This window comes from Formivibrio sp. oc-25 (genome assembly GCF_055810895.1).
Genome location: NZ_JBVVOL010000005.1, coordinates 52931 through 70072, shown reverse-complemented (window position 1 = coordinate 70072; position 17142 = coordinate 52931). Strand labels below are relative to the sequence as shown.

Annotated in this window: 20 protein-coding genes; 13 read left to right on the top strand and 7 right to left on the bottom strand. The window is 58.0% G+C overall.

All coding sequences use genetic code 11. From position 1 onward, the window contains the following. Nucleotides 1–35 precede the first annotated feature (35 nt). Nucleotides 36–1274 (top strand): tyrosine--tRNA ligase, encoded by a 1239-nt coding sequence (tyrS, locus tag AC0KVQ_RS04875; protein WP_473420007.1) that lies wholly within the window; start codon nucleotides 36–38, stop codon nucleotides 1272–1274. Nucleotides 1275–1328: 54 nt separating this feature from the next. Here tyrS and AC0KVQ_RS04870 read toward each other — a convergent pair whose 3' ends face one another. From AC0KVQ_RS04870 to AC0KVQ_RS04845, 6 genes are all read right to left on the bottom strand, one after another. After that, nucleotides 1329–1994 (bottom strand): GntR family transcriptional regulator, encoded by a 666-nt coding sequence (locus AC0KVQ_RS04870; RefSeq protein ID WP_473420006.1) that lies wholly within the window; start codon nucleotides 1992–1994, stop codon nucleotides 1329–1331. Nucleotide 1995: 1 nt separating this feature from the next. Next, the gene (locus AC0KVQ_RS04865) at nucleotides 1996–2133 is read right to left on the bottom strand and encodes a hypothetical protein (RefSeq protein ID WP_473420005.1); all 138 of its coding nucleotides are present in this window, start codon (nucleotides 2131–2133) and stop codon (nucleotides 1996–1998) included. A gap of 160 nt (nucleotides 2134–2293) precedes the next feature. After that, nucleotides 2294–3127: a formate dehydrogenase accessory sulfurtransferase FdhD gene (gene fdhD, locus AC0KVQ_RS04860; protein WP_473420004.1), complete on the bottom strand. Its 834-nt coding sequence runs from the start codon at nucleotides 3125–3127 to the stop codon at nucleotides 2294–2296. A 2-nt stretch (nucleotides 3128–3129) separates the two neighbouring features. Beyond that, on the bottom strand, nucleotides 3130–4128 hold the full coding sequence (gene moaA / locus AC0KVQ_RS04855) for a GTP 3',8-cyclase MoaA (RefSeq protein WP_473420003.1): 999 nt from the start codon (nucleotides 4126–4128) through the stop codon (nucleotides 3130–3132). Between the two features lie 68 nt (nucleotides 4129–4196). Further along, nucleotides 4197–6341 carry a formate dehydrogenase subunit alpha gene (fdhF, locus tag AC0KVQ_RS04850; RefSeq protein ID WP_473420002.1) on the bottom strand — a complete coding sequence of 715 codons (2145 nt, stop codon included), beginning with the start codon at nucleotides 6339–6341 and terminating at the stop codon, nucleotides 4197–4199. 37 nt (nucleotides 6342–6378) lie between these two features. Next, entirely contained in the window at nucleotides 6379–6873 is a 495-nt protein-coding gene (locus AC0KVQ_RS04845) for a 4Fe-4S dicluster domain-containing protein (protein ID WP_473420001.1), read from the bottom strand. Nucleotides 6874–7283: 410 nt separating this feature from the next. On the opposite strand from AC0KVQ_RS04845, the gene cysM reads away from it, so the two are divergent. From cysM to AC0KVQ_RS04785, 12 genes are all read left to right on the top strand, one after another. Beyond that, nucleotides 7284–8162, top strand: coding sequence for a cysteine synthase CysM (gene cysM, locus AC0KVQ_RS04840; protein WP_473420000.1), 879 nt, complete (start codon nucleotides 7284–7286; stop codon nucleotides 8160–8162). After that, nucleotides 8159–8422 carry a SemiSWEET transporter gene (locus AC0KVQ_RS04835; RefSeq protein WP_473419999.1) on the top strand — a complete coding sequence of 88 codons (264 nt, stop codon included), beginning with the start codon at nucleotides 8159–8161 and terminating at the stop codon, nucleotides 8420–8422. The genes cysM and AC0KVQ_RS04835 overlap by 4 nt, the downstream gene beginning before the upstream one ends. Beyond that, the gene (locus tag AC0KVQ_RS04830; protein WP_473419998.1) at nucleotides 8419–9258 is read left to right on the top strand and encodes a 3',5'-nucleoside bisphosphate phosphatase; all 840 of its coding nucleotides are present in this window, start codon (nucleotides 8419–8421) and stop codon (nucleotides 9256–9258) included. Before AC0KVQ_RS04835 ends, AC0KVQ_RS04830 begins: the two co-directional genes overlap by 4 nt. A gap of 48 nt (nucleotides 9259–9306) precedes the next feature. Beyond that, the gene (locus AC0KVQ_RS04825; RefSeq protein WP_473419997.1) at nucleotides 9307–9930 is read left to right on the top strand and encodes an L-threonylcarbamoyladenylate synthase; all 624 of its coding nucleotides are present in this window, start codon (nucleotides 9307–9309) and stop codon (nucleotides 9928–9930) included. 21 nt (nucleotides 9931–9951) lie between these two features. Continuing rightward, entirely contained in the window at nucleotides 9952–10590 is a 639-nt protein-coding gene (locus AC0KVQ_RS04820) for a site-2 protease family protein (protein ID WP_473419996.1), read from the top strand. A gap of 25 nt (nucleotides 10591–10615) precedes the next feature. Continuing rightward, nucleotides 10616–11812, top strand: a complete 1197-nt coding sequence (locus tag AC0KVQ_RS04815) for a tryptophan--tRNA ligase (RefSeq protein ID WP_473419995.1) — start codon at nucleotides 10616–10618, stop codon at nucleotides 11810–11812. Nucleotides 11813–11886: 74 nt separating this feature from the next. Beyond that, a complete protein-coding gene (locus tag AC0KVQ_RS04810; RefSeq protein WP_473419994.1) occupies nucleotides 11887–12228 on the top strand; it encodes a hypothetical protein in 342 nt (113 codons plus the stop codon). Then, the gene (locus AC0KVQ_RS04805) at nucleotides 12225–13040 is read left to right on the top strand and encodes a segregation and condensation protein A (protein WP_473419993.1); all 816 of its coding nucleotides are present in this window, start codon (nucleotides 12225–12227) and stop codon (nucleotides 13038–13040) included. Before AC0KVQ_RS04810 ends, AC0KVQ_RS04805 begins: the two co-directional genes overlap by 4 nt. Beyond that, nucleotides 13037–13594, top strand: coding sequence for an SMC-Scp complex subunit ScpB (gene scpB / locus AC0KVQ_RS04800; RefSeq protein ID WP_473419992.1), 558 nt, complete (start codon nucleotides 13037–13039; stop codon nucleotides 13592–13594). Before AC0KVQ_RS04805 ends, scpB begins: the two co-directional genes overlap by 4 nt. Before the next feature lie 2 nt (nucleotides 13595–13596). Further along, entirely contained in the window at nucleotides 13597–13995 is a 399-nt protein-coding gene (locus AC0KVQ_RS04795) for a VOC family protein (protein WP_473419991.1), read from the top strand. An 8-nt stretch (nucleotides 13996–14003) separates the two neighbouring features. Beyond that, nucleotides 14004–14513 (top strand): dihydrofolate reductase, encoded by a 510-nt coding sequence (locus tag AC0KVQ_RS04790; protein ID WP_473419990.1) that lies wholly within the window; start codon nucleotides 14004–14006, stop codon nucleotides 14511–14513. Between the two features lie 79 nt (nucleotides 14514–14592). After that, complete coding sequence (locus AC0KVQ_RS04785; protein ID WP_473419989.1) at nucleotides 14593–15072, top strand: FKBP-type peptidyl-prolyl cis-trans isomerase; 480 nt, start codon at nucleotides 14593–14595, stop codon at nucleotides 15070–15072. Nucleotides 15073–15266: 194 nt separating this feature from the next. Here AC0KVQ_RS04785 and AC0KVQ_RS04780 read toward each other — a convergent pair whose 3' ends face one another. Then, nucleotides 15267–16964, bottom strand: coding sequence for an NAD-dependent malic enzyme (locus AC0KVQ_RS04780; RefSeq protein ID WP_473419988.1), 1698 nt, complete (start codon nucleotides 16962–16964; stop codon nucleotides 15267–15269). Between the last annotated feature and the right edge of the window lie 178 nt (nucleotides 16965–17142).

The following is a 17142-nucleotide window of genomic DNA, read 5'->3' as shown; positions in this document are numbered from 1 at the left end:
TAATCCGCCCTTTGCGCCATTTCACCTTGACGACCATGACCGATACTGCAGAAAAGACCCTTCACCCCGATACCGTTGCCGCACTGGAAGTCATCAAGCGCGGTGCCGAAGAAATCATCCCGGAAAACGAACTCGTCAAGAAACTGGAAAAGAGCCGCGAAACCGGCGTACCACTCAAGATCAAGCTCGGCATGGACCCGACCGCGCCGGATCTGCATCTAGGACATACCGTGGTGATCAACAAGCTGCGTCAGTTGCAGGATCTCGGCCACCACGCCCAATTCCTGATCGGTGATTTCACCGGCCGCATCGGCGATCCGACCGGCAAGAACACCACGCGTCCGCCACTGACCGAAGAGCAGGTCAAGGCCAATGCACAGACCTATGCCGATCAGGTTTTCAAGATTCTCGATCCGGCCAAGACCGAAATCATGTTCAACTCGACCTGGCTCAACGAGCTGGGCGCGGCCGGCATGCTCAAGCTCGCAGCTTCCATGACGGTGGCGCGCATGCTGGAACGCGACGATTTTGGCAAGCGCATGAAGGCCAACCAGCCGATCGCGATCCATGAATTCATGTACCCGCTGATGCAGGGCTATGACTCGGTAGCGATGAAATCCGACATGGAACTCGGCGGTACCGACCAGAAGTTCAACCTGCTGATGGGCCGCACCCTGCAGCAGCAGCATGGCATGGAGCCGCAGGTGGTCTTGATGATGCCGCTGCTGGAAGGGCTTGATGGCGTGAACAAGATGTCCAAGTCCATGGGCAACTATATCGGCATCAGCGAAGCGCCCAATGAAATCTTCGGCAAGACCATGAGCGTGTCCGATACGCTGATGTGGCGCTATTACGAGTTGCTTTCTTTCCGCCCGATGGCCGAAATCCGCCAGTTCAAGGCCGAAGTCGATGCCGGACGCAACCCGCGCGATATCAAGGTGATGCTGGCGCAGGAATTCGTGGCGCGCTTCCATGGCGAAGCTGCGGCACAGGCAGCGCTGGCTGATTTCGAAGCCCGTTTCCAGAAGGGCGCAATTCCGGATGAAATGCCGGAATTCTCGCTGCCGGCGGAAGGCGAGGGGGTTTCGATTACCCACGCCTTGAAAGAAACCCAGCTTTGTCCGTCCACCTCGCAGGCGATGCGCGATATCCAGGCTGGTGCGGTGAAGATCAATGGCGAGAAAGTCAGTGACAAGGCGCTGGTGATTGCCAAGGGTGAAACCGTGGTGCTGCAGGTGGGCAAGCGCAAATTTGCGCGTATAACGATCGCCTGATCGCAGTTTTTCCCGAACAAAAAACGTCGCGCCTGATTTCATGTGCGACGTTTTTTATTGCCACAAGGCTTTTTCCACGAATTCCAGTGTGCGCAGATAGTGTTGCTGCAGCAAGGTAACGGCCTCGGGACAACGGCCGGCCAGGGCATGCTCCATGATCGCGCGATGCTCGTCCGGTGTGTTGCGCTGCTGGTAGCCCTTGGCATCGGCCAGTGCCCGATAACGTTCGGCCTGATTGGTGAGATCTTCGCAATAGCGCAGTAACCAGCTGGATCCGCAATTGGCGAGCAAGGCCAGATGAAAGGCCCGATGCCGGCTTTGCCATTGCGGGTTGCTGTAAAAACGTTCCTCGTGCTCCAGCGCACGCGGCGTGGCCGAAAGCGCTTCATAAGCCTGGTGCAGTGCCGCTTCCCACGCGCTGTCTCGATGGGAAATGGATTCTTCCAGAGCCTTGCAATCCAGCCAGCAGCGGGTTTTGACCAGTTCGCGAAATTCTGCGGCACGCATGGCGTGAACGTAAAAGCCGCGCTGATCCCGGTGTTCAACCAGCCCTTCGGTAGAGAGTCGGCTCAATGCTTCACGCACCGGGTTCACGCCCGTCTCGTAGCGCGAAGCCATGCTGTCGATCTTGAGTTTATGCCCTGGAGCGAGCAATCCGTTGATGATGTCCTGCCGGATCTGTTCGTAGACGCGGGAAATGGCCGTGGTTTTCGGATTCATGTCAAAAAATTGTCATTTCACCGTTGATCGAGTTCTTTGGGTTATGAATGAAAGCCACTGCTTGCGCGGTTGGCAGTGCAGTGGCGCGGTGCATTCCGATGCTTGATTTCGGGGCCAATGTGTTGGCAAAGCGTTGCATGAGGTATCCGCCGATAAAATATATTTTCGATTTTATCCGGGTGATCGCAAGCGGAGCAAACAAGGTTGCCGGTGAGGTGTGCAAGGTCAAGATGCAACAATCAGCCGTTTGCTGCTACGGCTGTTTGCATGGCTTTAGAGATTGAAATTTTTTCTGAAAATCAGGCAGGGTATTCCACAAACCCGTTGTTTCGGCAGAAGCTGAGCAGATGAATCCCGGCACCTTGCGCCATCTGCACGGCCAGCGCGGTCGGAGCCGAGATAGTGGCCAGTACGGGAAGATTACAGCGGGCGGCCTTCTGCACCAGCTCGTAGCTGGCGCGGCTGGTCAAAAAGACCAGCCCCTGCACCGGATCGATGCGGGATTGGGCCATCCAGCCGAGCAATTTATCCATGGCGTTGTGGCGCCCGACATCTTCAAACACGCGCAGGATCTCGCCCTCGGCGGAGCACCAGGCGGCGGCATGGGCGCAGCCGGTGGCCTGCATCAGGGGCTGGTGCTGCGGCAAGTCGGCAAGAATACGCTGGATCGTGGCCGAATCCGGGTGCGCAATCCGCTGGCTGGTGATCTTGTCCGGGTCGATATCGAGCAGTTTCAGGCTCTCGGTGCCACACACGCCACAGCCGGTGCGGCCAGTCAGCGTGCGGCGATGTGCTTTCAGTTTCGCAAAGGCCGATTGCGCAATCGTGATCTGCACTTCCGCCCCCTCGGCCTGGAACAACACTTCCACATCGTAAATCTCGCGCAGGCTCGGGACGATGCCCTCCGACAGCGTAAAGCCGATGGCAAACGCTTCCAGATCGCAGGGCGTGGCCATCATCACCGCGTGCGAGATGCCGTTGTAAACCAGAGCCACCGGATATTCTTCGGCCACCAGATCCAGACACGGCTGCACGCCTTCCGGGCGATGGCGCAGCGCGGCGATCTGCTTGTGCGCGGTGGGCATCGGGATGTCTGCTTGCAGTGCACAAACGGGTAGTGTGGTGTCCAGCATGATCAACCTCCGGTTTGCGACATGAAGCGCACGATGCGCTCAGGCGCCTGCTCGAAATCGTGCTGCAGCGGTTTGAGTTCAATCGCCGCGCGAATCGCCATTTCCAGTTCGGCATCGCTGGCACCGTCGCGCAGCAGTGGCCGCAAGGCCACGCTGTTGTCCTGGCCCAGACACAGGTAGAGCGTGCCTTCCACGCCCAGGCGCACGCGGTTGCAGGTAGCGCAGAAGTGTTGCGAAATCGGCGTGATAAAACCGATCTGACCGCGGCCATCTGCGGTTTGCCAATAGCGCGCCGGCCCGCCGCCCAGTTCTGCGGAACAGGGAATTAGCCCAAACTGCTCGACCAGACGTGGCCGCACTTCGTTTAGCGATAGATATTCGGTTTTTCGCCCGGCTTCGCCCACCGGCATGGCTTCGATCAGTCGCAGGATCAGGCCATGTTCCAGGCAGAATGCCGCCATGCGCGGGATTTCCTGCTCGTTCACCCCGCGCATTGCCACCATGTTGAGCTTGATCGGGGCAATGCCTGCGGCCTTCGCCGCCATGATGCCGGTGATCACTGCCTCCAGGCTGTCGCGCCCGGAGACTTTTTCCACACAGTGCTTATCGAGCGAATCCAGGCTGACATTGATGCGCGCCAGTCCGGCAGACTTCAGCGCTACGGCATGCCTGGCCAGTTGCGTGGCATTGGTCGAGAGCGACAAATCCTGCACGCCGGGCAAGGTGGCCAGTTCGCGAACGATGCCGGTCAGGTTGCGGCGCAGCAGCGGTTCGCCCCCGGTGAGCCGAATACGGCTGACGCCCAGCCGGGCAAAGGCGGCGACCACACGGCTGAGTTCCGCGCCGGTCAGCCAGTCGGCCGGCTCGGCGTAACCATCGAAATCCTTGGGGCGGCAGTAGCTGCAGCGCAGATCGCAGCGATCCGTGACCGACACGCGCAAATAATCGATGCGACGGCCAAAGCGGTCGATCAGGCGGGGAGAGGAAACAGGAGCAGACATTACGTCAGATATTGATTGGCAGGGAAACGACACCCCGCCCGAGCGAGGTGTCCATTTCCAGCGTGGGATCAGGCCAGCGCGGCCTTGCGCATGCTGTTCTTCATCTTGCTGTATTCCAGCTTGACGTAGGTTTCAGCTTGCGACTGATCGGCAATCGCTTCCAGCTTCACTGCGCTGTACTTGTACTCCGGTGTCTTGGAGATCGGATCGACATGATCCACCGTCAGTTCATTGCACGCGCCGATCCACCACTGGTAGGTCATGTACACCGCCCCCTGGTTGACCCGCTCGTTGACATTGATGCGGGTGATGACCTTGCCGCGCCGTGAAGCGACCCACACCAGTTCCTGATCCTTCACACCATATTTTTTGGCATCGTCCGGGTGGACCTGTACAAAGCCCGGTTCGTCGGCCAAGGTCTGCAGGGCAGTGCAGTTGCCACTCATGGAACGACAGGAGTAGTGGCCCACTTCGCGTACGGTACACAACCCGAGCGGATAGTCAGCATCGACCTTTTCCAGCGGTGCGCGCCATTCTGCGGCGAACAGTTGCGCCTTGCCGCTCGGGGTGTCGAACTTGTTGCCTTCGTACAGCCACGGCGTGCCGGGGTGATCTTCGGTCGGACATGGCCACTGCACATAACCGAGATCGGCCATCTTCTCGTAGGTGGCGCCGGTATACAGGTGGCACAGCCCACGCAGTTCATCCCAGATTTCCTGGGTGTTGTTGTACTGCATCGGGTAACCCATGGCAGTCGCCATCAGGCTGTGGATTTCCCAGTCATCCTTGACATCACCCTTGGCGTCGACCGCCTTGTAGCAACGCTGAAAGCCACGATCAGCGGCGGTAAACACGTTGTCGTGCTCACCCCACGAGGTGGCCGGCAGGATCACATCGGCCATCATCGCGGTCTTGGTCATGAAGATGTCCTGCACGATGATGAGTTCGAGCTTTTCAAACTCACGGCGCAGCGATTCCAGATCCGGGTCGGTCTGCAGCGGGTCTTCGCCAAAGATGTAATAGGCCTTGAGCTTGCCCTCATGAATCTTGTGCGGCACGTCGGTCAGGCTGATGCCGATTTCCGCTGGCAAATCCGCAATACCCCAGGCCTTGGCAAATCTGGCGCGGGCCTCGGCATCGGTCACCTTGTAGTAACCGGGCAGCGTATTGGGCAGGGCACCCATGTCGCAGGCCCCCTGTACATTGTTCTGGCCGCGGACCGGGTCCACGCCCACGTTCGGGCGACCGAGGTTGCCGGTCAGGGTGGCCAGGCTCGACAGGCCCTTGACCACGTCGACCGCTTGTCCCCATTGCGTGACCCCCATGCCCCACATGATGGTGGCGCTGGGCGCGCTGGCATACATGCGCATCGCGGCGCGTACCTGTTCCGGCGGCAGTCCGGTGATTTCGGCGGTGTATTCCGGCGTGTATTTCGCCACCATCGCCTTGTATTCCTCAAAGCCTTCGGAATGGCTGGCAACAAATTCCTGGTTGTAGAGGCCTTCCGTGATCAGCACGTTGGCAAACGCGTTGACCAAGGCCATGTTGGAGCCGTTCTTGAGTGGCAGGTAGAGATCGGCAATACGCGCGGTCTCGATCATGCGTGGGTCGCAGACGATGATCTTGGCGCCCTTTTCCTTGGCCTTCAGAATGCGGCGTGCCACGATCGGATGCGAATCGGCAGCGTTGTAGCCAAAGATCAGGATGCAGTCGGTGTTTTCGATTTCGCCGATCGAGTTGCTCATGGCGCCGTTGCCCAGTGTCACCTGCAAGCCCGCTACCGAGGGGCCGTGGCAGACGCGCGCGCAGCAATCGATATTGTTGGTGCCGATCACGGCACGGGCGAATTTCTGCGCAATGTAGTTGGATTCGTTGCCTGTGCCGCGCGAGGAACCCGTCAGCATGATTGCATCCGGGCCGTATTGATCCTTGATGGCCTGCAGGCGCGAACTGGCAAAGGCGATGGCCTCATCCCAGGAGACCGCTTCAAATTCACCGCCACGCTGGCGACGGATCATGGGCTTTTTCAGACGCGGGGTCAGGATCTTGGTGTCGTTCAGAAAATCCCAGCCGTAATAGCCCTTCAGGCACAGCTCACCCTGGTTGGTCACACCGTTGGCGGCTTCGGCACCGACAACCTTATTGTTCTTCACCAGCAAATTGATTTTGCAGCCCGAGCCACAGTACGGACACACCGTGATGACTTTTTTCATTTCACTTTACCTTTCCAGATATCCAGCCTGATCCGCCTCAGCGCTTGCGCGATGCTGCTGCCAGTTCATTGCGATCCACCAGCTTCAATGCCTTGGTGGGACAGACGGGAATACAGGCCGGACCGTTGGCCTGTTCCGGACAGAGATCGCACTTGTGGGCTACCGATTTCATGCGGTGGGCCACAAACGTGCCGGGCATCGAATCGGCAGGAACCTGAATCATCTGGATGGCTTCATGCGGACAGGCGGCCACACAGGTCTTGCAACCCAGGCAGCGCGATTCATCGATGCGGATCGTGCCATCCACGTGGCTGATGACATGGGCCGGACACGCCTTGGCACAAGGCGCATCGTCGCAATGACGACAAAGCAGCGGTGCCGTGATGGCGCCGCGCCGGACCACGGTAAGACGTGGCAAAAAGTTTTCCGAAGTCAGTGCTTCAGAACCGTCTTTATGCGCCATGGCACAGGCAATTTCACAGGTACGACAACCTATGCACTTGTTGGCGTCAACACTTACATACCGGTTCATTCACTGGCTCCTTGCTTGGGATTGAGCATGGTGGGTAGATGGGTTGGTTTGGTCACGGAAGAAGCTCAATTTATTTGAGGGCTAGTTTATGACACAGATGAGTAGCCTTCTCTTATGCAAATATCAAACATCTTGGATATTGCATTGCATTTCTTTTGCGCATTCTCACAACACTCAGGTAATCACTCCATAACTAGTATACTAATAACATAATTGATGAGCAAGATTCATGACTGGTGCGTCAGGTGACTCGGTTTGACGTGCATTGATGGCTTGGTAGCAGCAAAAAGCGTGCTGATGGAGTGGATGTGTTGCCGGAAAATCCAGATGCGGGTTTTGCCAGGTTAAAGTTGTACGGGGCAAGCCGGGCTCGACGCCGTATAATAGGCGGTCAGCAAGGAACGGCATTCATGTTCAAATACCTGGAAGATTTCATCGGCAATACGCCACTCGTGCGCCTGAAACACATGCCCGGCCAGACCTCCAACGTGGTTCTGGTCAAGCTGGAAGGCAATAATCCGGCAGGGTCGGTCAAGGATAGGCCGGCTTTTTCCATGATCCGGCACGCACAGCAACGCGGCGACATCAAACCCGGCGATACACTGATCGAGGCGACCTCCGGCAATACCGGCATTGCGCTGGCGATGGCTGCCGCGATGATGGGTTATCGCATGGTGTTGTTGATGCCGAAGAATGCCAGCGTTGAACGCATCCAGACCATGAAAGCCTATGGCGCCGAAGTGATCCTGACCGAGAGCATGGAAGCCGCGCGTGATCAGGCCGATGCCATGGCTGCAGCCGGGCAGGGCATGATCCTCGATCAGTTCGCCAATCCTGATAACCCGCTGGCGCATTACGAGGCAACCGGCCAGGAAATCTGGCGCGATACCGCCGGCACCATCACGCATTTTGTTTCCAGCATGGGCACCACCGGTACCATCATGGGGACGGGGCGTTACCTCAAGCAGCAGAATTCAAATATCCAGATCGTCGGGGTACAGCCGTGCGATGGTGCGCAAATTCCCGGCATTCGCAAATGGCCGGCCGAGTACGTACCGTCGATCTGCGATTTTTCCAAGATCGACCGCATCCTGGAAGTTACTCAGGCCGAGGCTGAAGAAACCACGCGGCGCCTGGCGCGCGAGGAAGGCATCTTTGCCGGCATTTCGTCGGGGGGCGCCTTGTGCGCGGCCTTGCGCCTGTCTGCGGAAGTGGAAAATGCCGTGATCGTCTCCATCGTGTGTGATCGTGGCGATCGCTATCTTTCCACCGGAGTGTTCCCGGCATGATCGATCCGGATTACATCGGGCATCTGGCCGGTTTCTGCACCACGATTTCCTTTTTGCCGCAGGTGATCCGCGTATGGAAAACGCGCTCGGTCAATGATATTTCCCTGGGCATGTATGCACTGTTTGTATTTGGCGTGTTCATGTGGCTGGTGTATGCCTTGTGGACGCACGCCTGGCCGCTGGTTTTGCCCAATCTGGTGACACTGATCCTGGCAGGTGCGGTGCTGGTGTTCAAGATCCGCCATATGGAAAAGAAATGATACTGGTAGATCTGCACAGCCACTCGAACGTGTCCGATGGCCTGTTGCCGCCGCGCGAACTGGTGCGTCTGGCGCACTCGCGCGGCTGCCAATTGTTTGCCCTGACCGATCATGATGATCTGAGCGGCCTGCCTGATGCCGCGGATGAAGCCCAGCAGCTTGGCATGGGCTTTGTGACCGGCGTCGAAATTTCGGTCAGCTGGGGCAAGTACAATCTGCATGTCGTGGGGCTCGGCTTTGATCCGGACAATGTCCAGCTGCAATCCGGCCTGGCGTCGGTGCGATCCGGTCGGTGGGAGAGGGCCGAGCGCATGGCCGCCTCGCTGGCGGAAGCCGGCATCCCGAATGCGCTGGAAGGCGCGCGCAAATATGCCGAAAATCCGGAAATGATCAGCCGTGCGCACTTTGCCCGCTATATCGTCGAGATTGGCAAGGCCAAGGATGTTCGCTCTGTATTTTACAAATACCTCAAGCCGGGCATGCCCGGCTATGTCGAACATGAATGGGCTCGGCTGCATGAGGCCACGACCTGGATTGTCGAAGCCGGCGGCGTAGCGGTGCTCGCGCATCCTGGCAGATACGAGATGGGGCCGGAAACGATGCGCGTGCTGCTGACTGAATTCAAGCGTCTTGGTGGCTGCGCGCTGGAGGTCTCATCCGGCTGCCATGGCGTGGCGGACATGGCGCGCTTTGGTCGGCTGGCTCGCGAGTTTGGTTATCAGGCTTCATGCGGTACCGACTACCATGCCACCAATGAAGGTGCGCGCGATCCGGGGATCAATGCAGATCTGCCCTTCGGTTGCGAGCCGGTATGGACGCGCTGGCTTTCTGCCTGATCCAGGCCGGAATCCTCTTTTCGAAATCAACCCTAGACATAATCAGCCATGGCCCAGTTCTTCAGTGTTCATCCGGAAACCCCGCAACCGCGCCTGATCAAGCAGGCGGTGGAAATCATCCGTGGCGGTGGTCTGGTGGTTTACCCGACCGATTCCTGCTACGCGCTTGGTTGCCAGCTCGATGACAAGGCTGCCATGGAACGCATCCGCCAGATCCGGCACCTGAGTGACAAGCATCACTTCACGCTGGCCTGCCGCGATTTGTCCGAACTGGGAACCTATGCCCGGGTCGACAACAAAGTGTTCCGCATGCTGAAAAGTACCACGCCCGGGCCGTACACCTTTATCCTGCTGGCCACCAAGGAAGTACCCAAGCGCCTGTGGCATCCCAAGAAATCCACCATCGGCCTGCGCGTGCCGGAACATCCGGTGGCACTGGCCCTGCTGGAGGAGCTGGGCGAACCGATGCTGTCGTCATCGCTCTTGTTGCCGGATGACGAGCATCCGATGTCCGATGCCTGGGAAATCCGCGATCGACTGGAAAACTGTGTCGACCTGATCATCGAAGGCGGCTATTGCGGCATTGAACCAACCACTGTGGTTGATCTCTCAGATGATGTACCGGTACTGGTACGCCAGGGGCAGGGCAGCGCCGTGCCTTTTGGCCTGTGAAGCCGTGATTCAAGGAAACCCATGGAAGACCTGATCCAGAAAATTGCCATCTGGGCGCTGCCAGTGCTGTTTGCCATCACCGGCCATGAAGCTGCACATGCCTATGCCGCCAAGCACTTTGGCGACAAGACCGCCTGGATGCTCGGGCGTTGTTCGTTCAATCCGATCCGGCATATCGATCCGTTCGGCACCATTTTGCTGCCCCTGCTTTGCATATGGCTGGGCGGGTTCGTGTTTGGCTGGGCCAAGCCGGTGCCAGTGAATTTTGGCGCGATGCGTCAGCCGAAGAAAGACATGCTGTGGGTCGCGGCAGCCGGCCCCGCCGCCAATCTGGTGATGGCACTGATCTGGGCGATCTTGCTGCGGTTGGCGCTGTGGATGCCGGAAAGCGGTTATGCGCAACCCATGGCGTTGATGGGGCAGGCAGGCATCATCATCAATCTATCCCTGATGGCGCTGAATCTGTTACCGTTGCCACCGCTCGATGGCGGGCGCATCGCTGTATCGCTGTTGCCGCGCAATCTGGCCTGGCAATTTGCGCGCATCGAGCCCTACGGCATGTATATCCTGATTGGATTGATGTTTTTCGGCATTCTCAGCACCTTGATGATGCCGTTGGTGCAATTGGGCTATGGCCTGATACGTCTGCTTATTCTTTGATAACAACAAGACAAGGATCTCTGAAATGTTTCCCGATCGTGTTCTCTCCGGCATGCGCCCGACAGGCAAGCTCCATCTGGGGCATTACCACGGCGTGCTCAGGAACTGGGTCAAGCTGCAAAGCGAATACGAATGCTTTTTCATGGTGGCAGACTGGCATGCGCTGACCACCGGTTATGACGATGTCAGTGTTATCGGGAAAAGCACATGGGACATGGTGATCGACTGGCTGGCCTCCGGCGTGGATCCGGAACAGGGTACGATCTTCATCCAGAGCCGCGTTCCCGAGCATGCCGAATTGCATCTGGCGCTGTCGATGATCACGCCGCTTTCCTGGCTGGAACGTATCCCGACCTACAAGGACCAGATCGAAAAACTCAGCCACAAGGATCTTGGCACCTACGGTTTCCTGGGTTATCCCTTGCTGATGGCCTCCGACATTCTGCTTTACCGCGGCAATCTGGTGCCGGTTGGCGAAGATCAGGTGCCGCACGTTGAAATCACGCGTGAAATTGCACGGCGTTTCAACCATGTATTTGGCAAGGAAGTCGGCTATCAGGAAAAGGCCGAGGCCGCGATCAAGAAACTGGCCAAGAAGGGCAAGCTGTATCAGGAACTGCGTACCCGTTACCAGCAGGATGGCGATGTCGAAGCGCTGGAAGCTGCGCGTGCCCTGCTGGCAGAGAGCCAGAATATCGGCCAGGCCGATCGTGAGCGCCTGTTCGGTTATCTGGAAGGTGGCGGCAAGATGATTCTGCCCGAGTCGCAGCCCTTGCTGACCGAGGCTTCGCGCATGCCGGGGCTCGATGGCAACAAGATGTCCAAGTCCTACAACAACACGATCAGCCTGCGTGAAGATGCCGAGGTGGTCACCAAGAAAATCCGCCAGATGCCGACCGACCCGGCCCGGGTACGCCGCACCGACGCAGGCGATCCGGAAAAATGCCCGGTGTGGCAGTTGCATCAGGTCTATTCCAATGCCGAGGTCAAGGATTGGGTGGTGGCTGGCTGCAAGAGCGCCGGCATCGGTTGTCTCGATTGCAAGCAGCCGGTGATCGATGGTGTTTTGGCAGAACAAAAGCCGATGTTCGAGCGCGCCCAGCCCTACCTGGATGATCCGGCGCTGGTAAGGCGTATCGTGGCCGACGGTTGCGAACGCGCGCGCGCGGTGGCCGGTGAAACCATGCGCGATGTGAAAGAAGCGATGGGGCTGGGGTACTGATCAACACCTGTTCCGGTCTGCCCCTCTTCCACAAGGGGAGGGGGTAACTGTGATCGCATGAAAGGAGTCAGGCCATGCGTAATGCCTTTTTCCCTATTGCCCTGATCGTGGTGGGCGCTGGCTGGTTGCTCAAGGAATTGCACCTGTTTCCGGATGCCAACTGGATCGTGATCCTCGGTCTGATCAGCGCCGGGGTGCTGATCATGGTGCTGGAAGGTTTCAATACGGAAACCGTGATCAAGGGGCCGATGCTGATCGCTGCCGGCGTTGCCGCCTATCTGCATCTGCATGAACGCTGGGATTGGCGCATTCTGGTGCCGAGTCTGCTGATCCTGGCCGGCTTGCTGATTCTGGCATCCCGCTCCGGTGCTATCCCCGAACCACGCCGGCGTATCCGCAACGACCGCATCGAATGAATTCCCCGCTTTTACAGCCGGAAGCCCTTCGGCCGCTGGCCCATGTGTTCGGCGAGCCGGTGCATGAATTGCCGCAGGATCTCTATATCCCGCCCGATGCCCTGCGCGTGTTGCTGGAATCGTTCGAAGGCCCGCTGGATCTGCTGCTGTATCTGATCCGGCGCCAGAATATCGATATCCTCGATATCCCGATGGCCGCCGTGACCGCGCAGTACATGCAGTATGTCGAAGTGATGAAAACCAGCCGGCTCGAGCTTGCTGCAGAGTATCTGCTGATGGCTGCCATGCTGATCGAGATCAAGTCGCGACTGTTGCTGCCAAAACCGGTGCAATCTGTCGAAGGCGACGAGCACGATCCCCGTGCGGAGCTGGTGCGGCGCCTGTTGGAATACGAGCAGATGAAACTCGCCGCTTTCGAGTTGGACCAGTTGCCGCAAGCCGGGCGTGATTTCGCCTGGGTAACGGTACTGTTCGAGCGGGAGAGCATGCTGCGTTTACCCGAAGTCGATGCGGCCGATCTGAAATCGGCCTGGATGACAATCCTTTCGCGAGCACGCAACAAGCGCCACCATACCGTACCGGCGAGCGAGCTTTCCGTGCGCGAACAGATGAGCCACATTCTGAAAGTCCTGGCCGATGGTCGTTACGTGGAGTTTGTCGATCTGTTCGATCGCGCGCGCGGTGTACCCATGCTGGTGGTGACCTTTTCGGCATTGCTGGAACTGGTGAAGGAAAAGCTGGTTGCGGTCACTCAGGAAGCTGCCGGGCTACCTATCTATGCGCGGCTTGCCGGAATGAAAGAGGCCCAATGAGCAGCGATCCTTATATCAAGAAGGTGCTTGAAACGGCCTTGCTGGTGGCCGATGTTCCCCTGTCGCTGGCAGATCTGAAAAAGCTGTTCGCCGAGGAAATGGCCAGTAATGCGCTCATGGTTTTGCTGGAAGAGTTGCAACAGGATTGGGCCGGCCGGGGGGTGGAACTGGTGCGGCTGGCCAGTGGCTGGCGTTTTCGAGCCCGACCGGAAATGCAGCCGTTTCTGGATAGGCTCAATCCGGAAAGACCACCGCGCTATTCGCGCGCGGTGATGGAAACGCTGGCGATCATCGCTTACCGGCAACCGGTGACGCGAGGCGAAATTGAAGAGATACGCGGTGTGACAGTCGCCAGCCCCATCGTTCAGGCATTGCGCGAGCGTGGTTGGGTCGAAGTGGTCGGCCACAAGGAAGTACCGGGCCGGCCGGAGTTGCTGGCAACCACCAAACAGTTTCTGGATGATCTTGGCCTGAGCAGTCTGCGTGATCTGCCACCGCTGGCCGAATTGGGTAATCTGGTGGTCGCCGAATCGTTGCAAGCAACAGGAGAATAACCATGGAACCCCGACTCAGCCTGATTACGCTCGGTGTCACTGATCTGGCACGCATGCGTGCTTTTTATACCCGGCTTGGTTTTCCGCTCATGCCGCAGAGCAACGATAGTGTGGCCTTTTTCGGGTTGAAATCGATCTGGCTGGGGCTCTACCCGCGCGAAGCACTGGCCGACGATGCCAAGGTCGATGCAGCAGGCAGCGGCTTTCGCGGATTTACCCTTGCACACAATGTACGCACACGCGAAGAAGTTGCCCTGCTGCTGGAGGCCGCCGAAGAGGCCGGTGGCAAGATCGTCAAACCCGCGCAGGACGTATTCTGGGGCGGGCATTCCGGTTATTTTTCCGACCCGGAAGGCTTTCTCTGGGAAGTGGCCTGGAACCCGCACTTCTGGATTGAATGAAAGAGACCATGAACCCACCGCAGATCATCATCATTGCCGCCGTGGCCCGTAACCGGGCCATTGGTCTGGATAACAAGCTGCTTTGGCGCTTGCCGGAAGACCTCAAGCGCTTCAAGGCACTGACCATGGGTTATCCCATCCTGATGGGGCGCAAGACCTTTGAATCGCTTGGCCGACCATTGCCGGGGCGGCGCAACCTGGTGATCAGCCGCAATGAGGCTTGTCGATTCGATGGTGCTGAAGTATTTGCTTCGCTTGAAGCGGCGCTGGTCGCGTGTGCCGCAGAAAGCAAGGTTTTCGTGATAGGGGGCGGCGAAGTCTACGCCCAGGCGCTGCCGATTGCCGATGTGCTGGATCTGACCGAAGTGGATGATGCTCCGCTGGCCGATGCATTTTTTCCAGATTTTGATTGCGAACAATGGCAGGAATGCAGCCGGGAAACCCACAACGATGCTGCCAGTCGGCTTGATTACCATTTCGTCGAATACCGGCGCAAGTGCAGTGATCAGCAGCGGTGAAGCGCCATGCTAGAATAGCGTTCCGCGCCCGTTCACTTGAATGACGAGGCGCCGCCTCACTTGATACAGGATGATATCCATGCAAATCGCCAAAAATACCGTAGTAACCATTCACTATCGGATGTTCGATTCCGAAGGGAAGCTGCTCGATCAAACCGAAGAACCCATCGTTTATCTGCATGGTGGCTACGATAACATTCTGCCGCTGGTGGAAGAGGCCTTGCATGGCCGTGGCGTAGGCGACAGTGTGGAAGTGCTGATGCAGCCTGAAGATGCGTTCGGCGAGTACGAATCCGAACTGGTGCGCGTTGAAGAAAAGAGTGTTTTCCCGCAGGAAGTCGAGGTTGGCATGGTGTTCGAAGCCGATGATCCGGCAACGGGCGACATCATGTTCTTCCGCGTTACCGAAATCGATGGCAACAAGGTGGTCGTCGATGGCAACCATCCGTTTGCCGGCATGGCGATCAAGTTTGTCGCCAACGTCGAAGGCGTACGCGCTGCCAATGATGAAGAAATCAGCCATGGCCATGTCCATGGCGAACATGGTCATCATCATTGAAATATCCCCCGATAAATCGGTCACTGCGTAGCTTGAGATATTGCTAAGCGGAGCACTGAAGGCTTCCGGGAAATGAACAAGGGCACTCCATACGGAGTGCCCTTGTTGTTTGCAGGTAATGCGTGATGCATCGCCATGGCCATGGAGGCACGCGGCCCCCATGGTTCATGCCAGTAGCAGAACAGGTGCGAGGCTCAGCGGTGATGGCAGTACGGGCGATAGACAGGTTCCCACATCTTGGCGCGGATACGAGATTCAATTTCCGCATCGCTCAGCGCTGCGGCAAGCCCTTCATCGCGTGCCTGCTTTGCGACAGCGAGCGCGATCTTGTAGGAAACATCACGCATCTGTGCCAATGGCGGCAACAATTTTCCTTCAGCCTGATCGCGGGCCGGGGAGAGCGCGGCCAGCGCTTCAGCGGCGGACAGGAACATGCGGTTGCTGATGCGGCGCGATTTCACCGCCAGTGCAGCCAGACCCACTCCCGGGAAAATATAGGAATTATTGGTCTGGGCGAAGTGGTGCATCTCTCCCGCGTATTCAATCGATGCGAACGGACTGCCGGTGCCGACAATGGCTCTGCCCTCGCTCCAGCGAACGATGTCGGCAGGCAAGGCTTCTACGCAGGAGGTCGGATTGGACAGCGGGAAAATGATCGGGCGGGCCACATGGCAGGCCATTTCGCGGATCGCCTCCTCGGTAAAGGCGCCGGATTGGCCGGAAACACCTACCAGTACGGTCGGATGAACATTGTGGATGACATCGCACAGGCCGATGCGATCGCCGGACAAGGTCCAGCCGGCAACATTGGCACGATCCTGAACATAGGCCTTCTGGAAGGGTTCAAGATTCGGTGTGGCATCCGTTACCAAACCGTGGCGGCCCACGATAAAGAAGCGGCTGCGTGCCTCCTCCTCGCTCAAGCCCTGTTCCACCATGGCGAGTTTGATCAGGTCGGCAATACCGATACCGGCTGAGCCACCACCGAGAATCACGACGCGTTGCTCGGTCAGCGGTACGCCTGTCTTGTGGATGGCTGCGAGCAAGGTGCCGGTGGTCACCGCAGCAGTGCCCTGGATGTCATCGTTGAAGGTGCACAGGCGATCACGGTAACGATCCAGCAGTCGATTGGCATTGTTCTTGTGGAAGTCTTCCCACTGCAGCAGAACATTGGGCCAGCGTTTGTTGACCGCTGTCACGAAATTTTCGATGAATTGATCATATTCCTCGCCACGGATGCGTTCGTGGCGCCAGCCGATATACATCGGATCATTGAGCAATTCCTCGTTATTGGTACCCAGATCCAGCGTAATGGCCAGGGTGGTGGCGGGATCAATACCGCCGCACGCCGAATATATGGCCAGCTTGCCGATCGGAATACCCATGCCGCCCGCACCCTGGTCACCCAGGCCGAGGATACGTTCTCCGTCAGTAACGACGATGCATTCCACCTGATCGAAATACGGATCGGCCAGAATGGCATCAAGGCGATCGCGGTTGGGCCAGCTCAGGTAAAGCCCGCGCGGGCGGCGGAAGATGCGGCTGTAACGCTGGCAGGCAGCGCCAACGGTAGGCGTGTAGATAACGGGCAGCAGTTCTTCCAGATGGCGGGTAATCAGCGCAAAGTAGAGCGTTTCGCTGGTGTCTTGCAGCTGGCGCAGGAAAACATAGCGATCCAGATCGCTGGCCAGGGCACGCACACAGGCCAGGCGGCGCGCAACCTGTTCCTCCAGATTTTCCACCTGCTCCGGCAACAGGCCGTGCAGGCCAAACGCATCCCTTTCCTCGGGCGTGAATGCGGTGCTCTTATTCAGCAGGGGTTCATTGAGCAGCTGGTGGCCACGCAATGAAACAGTCATGGCATTGAGCGGATGATCGATTGGACAGTTCATGAAATTTCCGTACGGGATAGACAAAGGTGGAAGTGAAAACCTTTTTCGTGCCAGACCGTACATGGATCTGACACCTTGTAATCAGGGGGGTGTTACCGGGTCAAGATTGCAACTCGCATTTCAACCAGCAAGCCGCATGCCAAGAGGAGATTTTTCGCTGGTACGCAAACTGCGGGAA

Bases quoted from the DNA above. Each gene is read 5' to 3' on its own strand.
- tyrS (WP_473420007.1), top strand. From the start codon at position 36: ATGACCGATACTGCAGAAAAGACCCTTCACCCCGATACCGTTGCCGCA.
- AC0KVQ_RS04870 (WP_473420006.1), bottom strand. From the start codon at position 1,994: ATGAATCCGAAAACCACGGCCATTTCCCGCGTCTACGAACAGATCCGG.
- AC0KVQ_RS04865 (WP_473420005.1), bottom strand. From the start codon at position 2,133: ATGCAACGCTTTGCCAACACATTGGCCCCGAAATCAAGCATCGGAATG.
- fdhD (WP_473420004.1), bottom strand. From the start codon at position 3,127: ATGCTGGACACCACACTACCCGTTTGTGCACTGCAAGCAGACATCCCG.
- moaA (WP_473420003.1), bottom strand. From the start codon at position 4,128: ATGTCTGCTCCTGTTTCCTCTCCCCGCCTGATCGACCGCTTTGGCCGT.
- fdhF (WP_473420002.1), bottom strand. From the start codon at position 6,341: ATGAAAAAAGTCATCACGGTGTGTCCGTACTGTGGCTCGGGCTGCAAA.
- AC0KVQ_RS04845 (WP_473420001.1), bottom strand. From the start codon at position 6,873: ATGAACCGGTATGTAAGTGTTGACGCCAACAAGTGCATAGGTTGTCGT.
- cysM (WP_473420000.1), top strand. From the start codon at position 7,284: ATGTTCAAATACCTGGAAGATTTCATCGGCAATACGCCACTCGTGCGC.
- AC0KVQ_RS04835 (WP_473419999.1), top strand. From the start codon at position 8,159: ATGATCGATCCGGATTACATCGGGCATCTGGCCGGTTTCTGCACCACG.
- AC0KVQ_RS04830 (WP_473419998.1), top strand. From the start codon at position 8,419: ATGATACTGGTAGATCTGCACAGCCACTCGAACGTGTCCGATGGCCTG.
- AC0KVQ_RS04825 (WP_473419997.1), top strand. From the start codon at position 9,307: ATGGCCCAGTTCTTCAGTGTTCATCCGGAAACCCCGCAACCGCGCCTG.
- AC0KVQ_RS04820 (WP_473419996.1), top strand. From the start codon at position 9,952: ATGGAAGACCTGATCCAGAAAATTGCCATCTGGGCGCTGCCAGTGCTG.
- AC0KVQ_RS04815 (WP_473419995.1), top strand. From the start codon at position 10,616: ATGTTTCCCGATCGTGTTCTCTCCGGCATGCGCCCGACAGGCAAGCTC.
- AC0KVQ_RS04810 (WP_473419994.1), top strand. From the start codon at position 11,887: ATGCGTAATGCCTTTTTCCCTATTGCCCTGATCGTGGTGGGCGCTGGC.
- AC0KVQ_RS04805 (WP_473419993.1), top strand. From the start codon at position 12,225: ATGAATTCCCCGCTTTTACAGCCGGAAGCCCTTCGGCCGCTGGCCCAT.
- scpB (WP_473419992.1), top strand. From the start codon at position 13,037: ATGAGCAGCGATCCTTATATCAAGAAGGTGCTTGAAACGGCCTTGCTG.
- AC0KVQ_RS04795 (WP_473419991.1), top strand. From the start codon at position 13,597: ATGGAACCCCGACTCAGCCTGATTACGCTCGGTGTCACTGATCTGGCA.
- AC0KVQ_RS04790 (WP_473419990.1), top strand. From the start codon at position 14,004: ATGAACCCACCGCAGATCATCATCATTGCCGCCGTGGCCCGTAACCGG.
- AC0KVQ_RS04785 (WP_473419989.1), top strand. From the start codon at position 14,593: ATGCAAATCGCCAAAAATACCGTAGTAACCATTCACTATCGGATGTTC.
- AC0KVQ_RS04780 (WP_473419988.1), bottom strand. From the start codon at position 16,964: ATGAACTGTCCAATCGATCATCCGCTCAATGCCATGACTGTTTCATTG.